The organism is Microvirga tunisiensis, assembly GCF_009296175.1.
GTDB classification, from domain to species: domain Bacteria; phylum Pseudomonadota; class Alphaproteobacteria; order Rhizobiales; family Beijerinckiaceae; genus Microvirga; species Microvirga tunisiensis.
In genome coordinates, this window is sequence record NZ_VOSK01000456.1 from 1 (window position 1) to 4217 (window position 4217).

Sequence of the window (4217 nt, forward strand, 5' to 3'; positions counted from 1 at the left end):
CTCCCCGCGCCGCCAATGCCTTGATAGTCATGCGAGCCTCCTGATCGAGCCGGCTCATGCGCTCCTCCGTGTCGTCCCGTGACACGGTAGGTCGACTTCAACCGGAGGCGACATCTCGTAAATCTGGCCGTCGCCTTACTCACACATTCGCGCGTCGCGCTACAACGAGTTCACGCGCGAATGCCTGGCGATCCGAGTGAGCCGGAAACTGAAAGCCATCGATGTGATCGACGTGCTCTCGGACCTGTTCATCCTGCGCGGTGTTCTGGGCCATGTTCGTTCCGACAACGGCCCCGAGTTCGTGGCCAAAGCGGTTCGGGCCTGGATTGGCGCGGTCGGGGCGAAGACGGCTTACATCGAGCCGGGCAGCCCCTGGGAGAACGGCTATTGCGAAAGCTTCAACTCAAAGCTTCGGGATGAGCTGCTCAAGGGCGAGATCTTCTACACGCTCAAGGAGGCTCAGATCGTGATTGAAAGCTGGAGGCGCCACTACAATACCGTACGCCCACACTCCTCATTGGGCTACAGACCGCCCGCACCTGAGACGGTGCTATGGCCGGCTGTGCAACCCCGACCAGCTCCGCCGGCTATCCCAGCCGTAGCGCCACGTCCGAGCATGCACTAACATTAACCCCGGACCACGTCGTGGGGGCCGGCCACTCAGCTGAGGCGCCCGCTATCACGGCTGCGGCTGCCCAGCATTCTGCGCCAGTAACGCTCCACGCCCTGGTACACCTTGATCAGCGACCGGAGATTTCCCGGGACGCCGTAATAGGCATAGTGGCCGCGCAGGACGCGGTTTATGTCCGCGACCTGATCACTGATTGCATCATGCCGGATTCGCCGCATCAGCTCCCGCAGAGACAGAAGACTGCGCTTGAGCCGAGATTTCTCGGTGCGCATCCCAACCTTGAAGTTGCCTTTTCGGTTGCGCGTGCAGTACAGCGTCAGGCCCAGAAAGTAGATCGTTTCCGGGCGGTTCCTGCCGCGCGTGGCGCTGCGCGAACCGACCAAACTCGACCAACTTGGTCTTGGTCGGCTCCAAGGTGAGGCTGAACTTCCCCAACCGGTGACGCAGGGCGTCTGCGACGCGGAGCGCATCCTCACGATATTGGAAGCAGATCACAAAATCGTCGATATAGCGTACCAGCCGGGCTTCGCCCCGCAACCGGACCTTCACCGCGCGCTCGAACCAGAGGTCAAGCACATAGTGCAGGTAGAGATTGCTCAGCAGCACACTGATCGTACCCATCCGAGCTGGGCCGCCTTGTAGAATTGAGGCATTTGGAAGATGACAGGCTATATGGACGTCAATATAGAATATAGCCGGTATTCTAGATGCCGTAATGGGCCTGCCGCTCACGAGCTAGCGGAGCGGGTTCGGCAGATCGGACATCGCAGGCGCATGGCGTGCGCCAGATGATCAAGCAGCATGCGCCGGATCGCTGGTAAACTGGGTTGTGGTGGTGGCCCGCTGGCTTTTCTTTTTCCCCCCTGGAACTGCCCGCAGTCGCAGATGCTGCAGGAACAGATAGGCGATCAGCGTCAGCAGCGCGTGCCGGTGCAACCCGCGCCATGAGCGGCCCTCAAAAGTACGCATCCGAGGAAGGACGCGGGATAGAGCCTCGCGCGTCAATGGGATCTTGGCTAACCTTGGTGCAGCTTTAAGGAGCGGTTTTTTGTGATGCGACGGCCCTGCGAGCCTCGATGATGTATTTGAGGTTCTCGATGCCATCTTCGGTGAAGAGAACAATGTGCTCGGTCAAGTCAGAGGCCGGAAAGGTGTCGTAGGCACTGAGGCAGCCGTCTTCCGGGAACATTTCGATCGAGCACTCGTGCAGGAAGTCCTCGTCTTCACCGAGCATGTCAGCCACGTATTTCAGCGTGTACAGAGTTGAGTTGCAATATCCCACTCGTCGGTCCCTTTTCTGTCACGCGGCCAGCTGAGACGCCGGCTTCTCGGCCTGCCGTAGTCGTGTCCATTCCCAGGGGAGCAATTCGTGCAGGCGGGCGACAGGAAGATCGGCGATCCGGGCCAGTACGTCGGCGAGCCAGGCTTTTGGATCGACATCGTTGAGACGACAGGTCGTGATGAGGGTGAGCATGACGGCGGCACGATCGGCCCCGCGCTGGGAGCCTGCGAAGGTCCAGTTGCGGCGCCCCAGGGCGATCCCTCGCAAGGCCCGTTCGGCAGCATTGTTCGTGAGACAAACCCGGCCATCGTCCAAGAACCGGGCAAAGCCATCCCAGCGCTTCAGCATGTAGTCCATGGCTTTGATCACCTCGGACGATCGGGTGAGCGTGGCACGCTCCCGCTTCAGCCACTCGTGCATGTCATCGAACAGCGGCTTGCTTTTCTCCCGCCGCACAGCCAGTCGTTCCGCGGCGCTCAATCCATTGATCTGACGCTCGATGTCAAACAGCGCGTCGAACCGCTTGACGGCCTCCAACGCGATTGGGGAGATCGGCCGGCCGTTTCTTTTGCGATCCCGAGCCCTTTTCTCGATATCGGCCAGTTCAAAGAATTTCCGCCGCGCATGCGCGTGGCAGAAGGCAAAGGTAAGGGGCACCGCTTTCTGTTCGGCAACACTGATCGGCTCGAAGCCATTGTAACAGTCACTCTGCAGAATGCCGCCATACCCGGCCAGGTGTTTCTGCGGATGTTCGCCGCGGCGATCGCAAGAGGCGTAGTAGACCGCGGCTGGCGGCGCAGGCCCACCAAACGGCTGGTCGTCCCGCACGTAAGTCCAGATCCGTCCGGTCGTGCACTTGCTTTTGGCTCGGATGGGAATGGTCGTATCGTCGCCATGCAGCCGTTCGGCGGCGAACACATGGGCTTCGATCAGATCGAAGACCGGCCTGAGCGCAAAGGTTCCAAACCCGACCTGATCGGCCAGCGTTGAGGTCGACAGCGCGATGCCTTCGCATGTGAACCGGGCGCTCTGGCGATTGAGCGGACTGTGCATGCCGAACTTGTCGAAGAGAATCGTCGCCAGCAGATGAGGGCCGATGAAGCCGCGCGGCGTGGCATGGAACGGCGCCGGCGGCTGGCTGATCGCCTCGCAATCCCGGCACGTAAACTTCTCCCGCACCGTCTCGATCACTTTGAACCGGCGCGGGATCTCCTCCAACGTCTCGGTGATGTCTTCGCCCAGTTTCGCCAGGCGCGAGCCACCGCAGCAGGCACAGGTCGCCGGCGGATCGATGACCACGCGTTCGCGCTCGATATCCTCCGGCCAGGGCTTTCGGACCGGCCGCCTGCGCGTGAACGCCCGCATGCCCGAGGTCCTGGCGGCGGCCTGCGCCGCACCCTCATCCTCCGTCGCGGCCATCACAAGTTCTTCGAGCTGCAATTCCAGCTGGTCGATCAGTCGCGCCGCGCGCTCGGAACGCTGGCCGCGCAGTTCGCGCTTCAGCTTTTCGATCGCGAGTTCCAGACTGGCGATCAGGGCCTCGCTGTCGGACAACAGGGCCTGCGCCTTGGCGGCTTGCGCCACAGCCATGTCCCTCTCGGCGACAACGACATCCCGTTCAGCCTGCAACACCTCACGCTCGGACAGCAGCGCCAGATAGGCGCTCGCAAGGTCTTCTGGCAGATCGACAGGCTTCGAAGGCATGACACCATTCGATCAGAATTTCCCTGTATTTTCAATCGAATAATACTAACCAACCCGTGTTGGACGCCATGTTTCCTGAGGACTGCGCCAATCGATTCCGGACAATAAGTAAGAAAGCTGCGCCGGCGAGATCGTCACCACACCATCGGCCGCGGACGGCCAGATGAACCTTCCCCGCTCGAGGCGTTTCGTGAACAGGCATGCCCCCTGGGAATCGTGCCAAATCACTTTGATCAGATCGCCGAAGTCTCTTTCATAATGCAGCCTTTCTTCAGATCCCGGGGAGGCGGATCATCTTAATGTCCTGATAATTCTCATAGTTCTTTGGCCTGCGGGCGATGACCGCCTGCACTCCTTGGCGAACGGTCTCACACGAGAGCGCTTCGACGGGAACGAGCCAGGGAGCGCCCGGCATGATTTGGGTCGCCGGTAGGATGCCGCGCGACACAAGCCTTTTGATGGATTCGATGGAGATGCCAAAATGCTCGGCCGTCTTCATCAGGGTGACGGTTTGCGGCCTTGCGGGATCCGCCACGTACTGTGGCAACCCCAGACGCTCGCGCATCTCCCGCACCCGCACCGTCGTCCAGGTGTGGCCAT

5 protein-coding genes and 3 pseudogenes are annotated in these 4217 nt (G+C 60.9%); 1 reads left to right on the forward strand and 7 read right to left on the reverse strand.

Going from position 1 to position 4217, the window contains the following annotated elements; all coding sequences use genetic code 11:
* Positions 1-163 precede the first annotated feature (163 nt).
* A pseudogene (locus FS320_RS39190) lies at positions 164-625 on the forward strand (integrase core domain-containing protein); the annotation flags it as partial.
* Between the two features lie 35 nt (positions 626-660).
* Here the strand turns inward: FS320_RS39190 and FS320_RS49105 are convergent.
* The 7 genes and pseudogenes from FS320_RS49105 to FS320_RS46555 all read right to left on the reverse strand — a co-directional run.
* A complete protein-coding gene (locus FS320_RS49105; RefSeq protein WP_244627673.1) occupies positions 661-849 on the reverse strand; it encodes a hypothetical protein in 189 nt (62 codons plus the stop codon).
* Complete coding sequence (locus FS320_RS39195) at positions 830-1252, reverse strand: reverse transcriptase domain-containing protein (RefSeq protein WP_244627674.1); 423 nt, start codon at positions 1250-1252, stop codon at positions 830-832. The genes FS320_RS49105 and FS320_RS39195 overlap by 20 nt, the downstream gene beginning before the upstream one ends.
* Positions 1253-1423: 171 nt before the next feature.
* A pseudogene (locus FS320_RS46550) lies at positions 1424-1591 on the reverse strand (IS701 family transposase); the annotation flags it as partial.
* Between the two features lie 73 nt (positions 1592-1664).
* Positions 1665-1865 (reverse strand): hypothetical protein, encoded by a 201-nt coding sequence (locus FS320_RS39205; RefSeq protein ID WP_152717783.1) that lies wholly within the window; start codon positions 1863-1865, stop codon positions 1665-1667.
* A gap of 66 nt (positions 1866-1931) precedes the next feature.
* Entirely contained in the window at positions 1932-3617 is a 1686-nt protein-coding gene (tnpC, locus tag FS320_RS39210; protein ID WP_152717781.1) for an IS66 family transposase, read from the reverse strand.
* Between the two features lie 45 nt (positions 3618-3662).
* The gene (tnpB, locus tag FS320_RS39215; protein WP_152717785.1) at positions 3663-3881 is read right to left on the reverse strand and encodes an IS66 family insertion sequence element accessory protein TnpB; all 219 of its coding nucleotides are present in this window, start codon (positions 3879-3881) and stop codon (positions 3663-3665) included.
* 7 nt (positions 3882-3888) lie between these two features.
* Positions 3889-4217 (reverse strand): annotated as a pseudogene (locus FS320_RS46555) (recombinase family protein); the annotation flags it as partial.